This is a genomic window from Mesorhizobium sp. M4A.F.Ca.ET.090.04.2.1 (assembly GCF_003999085.1).
Classification (GTDB): Bacteria; Pseudomonadota; Alphaproteobacteria; order Rhizobiales; family Rhizobiaceae; genus Mesorhizobium.
On record NZ_RZOT01000479.1, the window covers coordinates 1 to 4811 of the forward strand.

A 4811-nucleotide genomic window follows, 5' to 3' on the forward strand; every position below is an offset into this window, starting at 1 on the left:
GCTCCGGCATCGGCACCACCGCGCTCCAGTTGGCGAAGAAGATGGGTTGCACCGTCATCACCACGGTCGGCTCGAACGACAAGATCGACAAGGCCAAGGCGTTGGGGGCCGACCATGTCATCAACTACCGCGAGGACCGTTTCGAAGGCGTCGTGCGCAAGCTGACCAAGAAGAAGGGCGTCGACGTCGTCTTCGAGCATGTCGGCGCCGACACCTTCGCCGGCTCGATGCTGTGCCTGAAGCGCGGCGGCCGCCTGGTCACATGCGGCTCCACCTCCGGCGTGTCGACACAGGTCAATCTGATGCAGCTCTTCCAGCAGCAGCTGAAGCTGCTCGGCTCCTTCGGCTGCCGCATGGAGAACATGGCCGATGCGATGCAGAAGATGGCGGCCGGCCTCGTCGCTCCCGTCATCGACACCGAGGTCGGCTTCGACGACATCGACGCGGCGCTGAAGCGCATGGAAGGCCGCGACGTGTTCGGCAAGATCATCCTGCGCGTCTAAGGCAAATGGTCGGTAAGGTGCTCAAGAAAGCCCGCCGGGACTTCATGTTCCGCTACGGCCGGCGGCTGCGCCAGATGGAGCACTGGCTGGTGGCGCGCCTGGCCATGGCGATGATCTCGCTGCTGCGGCTCCTGCCGCCGGACAAGGCGCTCAACTTCGCCGACCGCGTCGCCCGCCGCATCGGCCCGCTGGTCGGACGTCATCGGGTCGCGGTCAACAATCTGCGGCGCGCCTATCCCGCAAAGAGCGACGCCGAGATCGAGGCCATCGCGCTGGACATGTGGGGCAACATGGCCCGCCTCGCGGCCGAGTATATCTTCCTCGATGCGCTGTTCGATTTCGATCCGAATGCGACGAAGCCGGGCCGGGTCGAGGTGCGCGGTGTCGAGCATTTCGCCGAGATCGCCGGCGAGAAGAAGCCGCATATCCTGTTTACCGGCCATCTCGGCAATTTCGAGCTGCTGCCCGTGGCCGCGGCCACCTTCGGCATGAACATCACCGCGCTGTTTCGCCCGCCCAATAATCCCTATCTCGCCGATTACATCCACTCGACGCGCCGCTCGACCATGGGAGGCTTGCTGCCCTCCTCGACCGGCGCTTCCTTCGCGCTTGCCGCCATCCTGGAGAACGGCGGCAATATCGGCGTGCTCGTCGACCAGAAATTCTCCAGCGGACTGGAGACGACCTTCTTCGGCCGCCCTTGCCAGAGCAATCCGGTACTGGGCATGCTCGCCCGCCACTACGACTGCGACGTCTATCCGGCACGCTGCGTCCGGCTGCCGGACAACCGTTTCCGCCTCGAGATCGAGGACAAGCTGACCTTGCCGCGCACAGAGAGCGGCAGTGTCGACGTCCACGCCACCACCCAGCTTCTCGCCGACGTCGTCGAGCGCTGGGTGCGCGAGGATCCCGGCCAGTGGATGTGGTTCCACAAAAGGTGGGAGATGAGCGGCCGCCGCCGCAGCCGGCGTGGGCAGGCGAAAGTAGTCAGCTGAGCGCACCCAGGGTCGGTTTCCCAGCGCGGTCTGCACTGCCTGAAGGTTTTCCGGAAATCGAGGACTGAGGCCACCAGCAAAGAAAAGCCGCGAAGATTGCTCTTCGCGGCTTTGATGTAGCTCTTGCTTACCTGACCCTAGAGGAACGGCACGGTAAAATTCGACCGGTACGTATCCATGGTAGCGCCGTTGCGGTCCTCCGACAGCAGCGTATCCGAGCCGAAGCTCGCCCGCAGGCCGATCACATATTTGTGGACGTTCACGCTGCCCGGACCTTCGGAGAAAGTCAGATGATCCAACTGGTAGCGTCCGAAGACGGACCACGGCGTACCTGTGAAACGGTAGGTGGCCTGCAGAGCCGCCGAGACGGTGTCGAAGTGCGCGCCGTCCGCCGAAAGTCTCGCGAAGCCAAGTTCGCCGTCGAAGCGAAGGTTGTCCTGGGCGAAGTAGCGCACCACGCCGCGGCCACCCCAATTGTCGAGATGCTCGGATTCACCGGAGGCCCGCAACTGGCCGTAGTAGACTTGTCCGTAGACGGTCACGTTGCCGAAATAGGCTTGAGCTTCAGGGCCGACCGAGAAGGAGTATAGATCGGCACCGCCGAAATCTTCGCCGCCATATCCCGTGATCGTAGCGAAACCGCCGAGCGCATAGGCGCTCGGATCGCGCCAGTAGCCATGGATTGCGCCGCCGTAGCTGTAGATGTTCGTACCCTCGACCCACAGCGAATCGATCACCGCGTCGGTCTGGATGTTCCAGCGAGCGTCGATCGGAAAATTGACCCGGGCGGCGCCGCCGGCGGTCGTGCCGTCTGCATCGTCCCCGGGGGTCGCGAAGTAGAGACCGCCGAGATATACCTCGCCGTAGCCTGAAATATGCGGCTGGGCGAGTTCCTGGTCCAGGACGACGGGCGCGTCGGCAGCGAAGGTGGAAGTAGCGGTTACGGCAATCGCCGCGCTCAAAACAAGTCGATACATTGTAATCCCCAAGCATCAAAAAGTAACGTTGCGATACCTACCACCGCCAAAGATTTACGCAATCGACGCCGGCACCGGAAACCGTGCCTCGATGCGAGTTCCGGTTGCAGTGCGGCATTGCTGCAACGCTTTTGGCGCCGAAAGGCAATCGCGCGAGGTCAGTCGGTGACGACGATGCGCGTGTTGCCGTAGCCCGCTTCGCGCACCATCGAATAGAAGGTCGCGGCGTTGGCGGTGTGCAGGCGCACGCAGCCATGCGAGGCCGGACGCCCGAGATACTTCACCGCGCCGGTGCCGTGGATGGCGTAGCCGCCACGGAAGAACACTGAGTATGGCATCGGCGACATCTCGTATTTGCGCGAATACCACATCCGGGCCGTCCACTGCGGGCGGTAGCTGCCGCGCGGCGTGAAGTAACCCTTGCGGGCGGTGGACACGCTCCAGCGGTACAGCACCTGGCCGTATCTGCTGACGGTCATCGTTTGTGAGGATACATCGATATTGGCCACCAGGGCGGCAGCCTTGCCTGCGACCGAGGTGCCGAACAGCGCGGTCGCCAGTATCGTTGCCATGAGAACAGTCTTTTTCATGCGATCAAACCCCTTTGATTGCCCCTTGCATGCCTGCCATCACGCGATTTTTCAGCATTTTAACGGCAGGTGAATGAAGTAACACACACTCGTTGATGAATTCGCCAATCCAAAGCAGCGAATTTGAACGAATTTCCCGCCATAGTTGCCGCCGCGACACGTAGTTTCAACGACTTCGCCGTCGCGCTTGCCAGTCGCCCGCTTCGCTGCTCAACTTCAGGAATGACCGAACGACTCCTTAAGGCCGTCGATGCGCGGATCGAAGACCTCGTTGCGCTGACCGCGGACCTGATCCGTTTCCCGACCGTCAATCCGCCGGGCGAGGCCTATCGCCCCTGCGCCGAATATGTCGGCGAGCGCCTGAAGAAGCGCGGCTTCGAAACAGAGTTCGTCCGCGCCGAAGGCACGCCCGGCGACACCGACCGCTACCCGCGCGTCAACGTCGTTGCCCGCTTCGACGGCAGATCGCCCGGCGCATGCGTGCATCTCAACTCGCATATCGACGTCGTCGAGGCTGGCGTAGGCTGGACCGTCGATCCGTTCGCCGGCATCGTGAAGGACGGCAAGGTCTACGGCCGCGGCGCCTGCGACATGAAGGGCGGGCTGGCCGCCTCGATCATCGCCGCCGAGGCCTTCATGGAGGTGTTTCCGGACTTCCCCGGTGCCATCGAGATTTCGGCCACGGTCGACGAGGAATCCGGCGGTTTCGGCGGCGTCGCCCATCTGGCCAGGCTCGGCTATTTTTCCAAGCCGAAAGTCGACCACGTCATCATTCCGGAACCGCTGAACAAGGACCGCATCTGCCTTGGCCATCGCGGCGTCTGGTGGGCCGAGATCGAGACCAAGGGCGAGATCGCGCATGGCTCGATGCCGTTCCTCGGCGACAATGCGGTGCGCCACATGGGCGCCGTGCTGCAGGCCTTCGAGGACGAATTGTTCCCGGCGCTGGACCGCAAGGTGACGCGCATGCCCGTCGTACCCGAAGGCGCCAGGCGCTCGACCATGAACATCAACTCCATCCATGGCGGCCAGACCGAGGATTTCCGCCCCGGCCTGCCCTCGCCCAACGTGCCCGATTCCTGCCGGCTGACCATCGATCGGCGCTTCCTGCTCGAGGAGGACCTTGCCACGGTGAAGAGCGAGGTGACGGATATCCTGGAGCGGCTGAAGCGCGAGCGGACGAAGTTCGACTACGAGATCCGCGATCTGATGGAAGTGCTGCCGCTGATGACCGAGCGCGACGCACCTGTGGTGAAAGCCGTGGCACAAGGCATCATGGCGATCTTCGACCGCGAGCCCGACTATGTGATTTCGCCGGGCACCTACGACCAGAAGCACGTCGCCCGCATCGGCCACATCTATGACTGCATCGCCTATGGCCCCGGCATCCTCGACCTCGCCCACCGGCCCGACGAATGGGTCGGCATCGCCGACATGGTGGAATCGGCCAAGGTGATGGCGATCGGCCTCAACGTGCTGTTGAGGGGCACTGTCGCGGACTGATCCCGAGGGCAGGCAGACTATTTCTGGAAAAACATTCCGCCTGGCGTCGCCCGACAGCACGAAACGCAATTTACTCGACCTCGAAATCACGCTTCTATCCACCCGGTTTGAGCAGATGGGAGTTGCCCGATGAAATTGTGGAAGACCGTTCTCGCCGCCGCCGCCCTGGCACTCGCCACCGCCACCTCGGCCTTTGCCGCGCGTACCGATCTCGTCATCGGCATTCCGCTCGAACCCCCGCAC

5 protein-coding genes are annotated in these 4811 nt (G+C 63.1%); 3 read left to right on the forward strand and 2 right to left on the reverse strand.

The window, feature by feature from the left end; all coding sequences use genetic code 11:
• Both EN781_RS26050 and EN781_RS26055 read left to right on the forward strand, forming a co-directional pair.
• Positions 1–503 (forward strand): zinc-binding dehydrogenase (locus EN781_RS26050; protein WP_145965627.1); only part of this gene is annotated, 503 nt, incomplete at its 5' end.
• Positions 504–508: 5 nt separating this feature from the next.
• Entirely contained in the window at positions 509–1498 is a 990-nt protein-coding gene (locus tag EN781_RS26055; protein WP_126054135.1) for a lipid A biosynthesis lauroyl acyltransferase, read from the forward strand.
• A 137-nt stretch (positions 1499–1635) separates the two neighbouring features.
• Here EN781_RS26055 and EN781_RS26060 read toward each other — a convergent pair whose 3' ends face one another.
• Together EN781_RS26060 and EN781_RS26065 are read right to left on the reverse strand one after the other, a co-directional pair.
• Entirely contained in the window at positions 1636–2460 is an 825-nt protein-coding gene (locus tag EN781_RS26060) for a hypothetical protein (RefSeq protein ID WP_127400474.1), read from the reverse strand.
• 173 nt (positions 2461–2633) lie between these two features.
• On the reverse strand, positions 2634–3065 hold the full coding sequence (locus EN781_RS26065; RefSeq protein WP_126054133.1) for a L,D-transpeptidase: 432 nt from the start codon (positions 3063–3065) through the stop codon (positions 2634–2636).
• Between the two features lie 222 nt (positions 3066–3287).
• On the opposite strand from EN781_RS26065, the gene EN781_RS26070 reads away from it, so the two are divergent.
• Complete coding sequence (locus EN781_RS26070) at positions 3288–4568, forward strand: acetylornithine deacetylase/succinyl-diaminopimelate desuccinylase family protein (RefSeq protein WP_127400475.1); 1281 nt, start codon at positions 3288–3290, stop codon at positions 4566–4568.
• Positions 4569–4811: the final 243 nt, after the last annotated feature.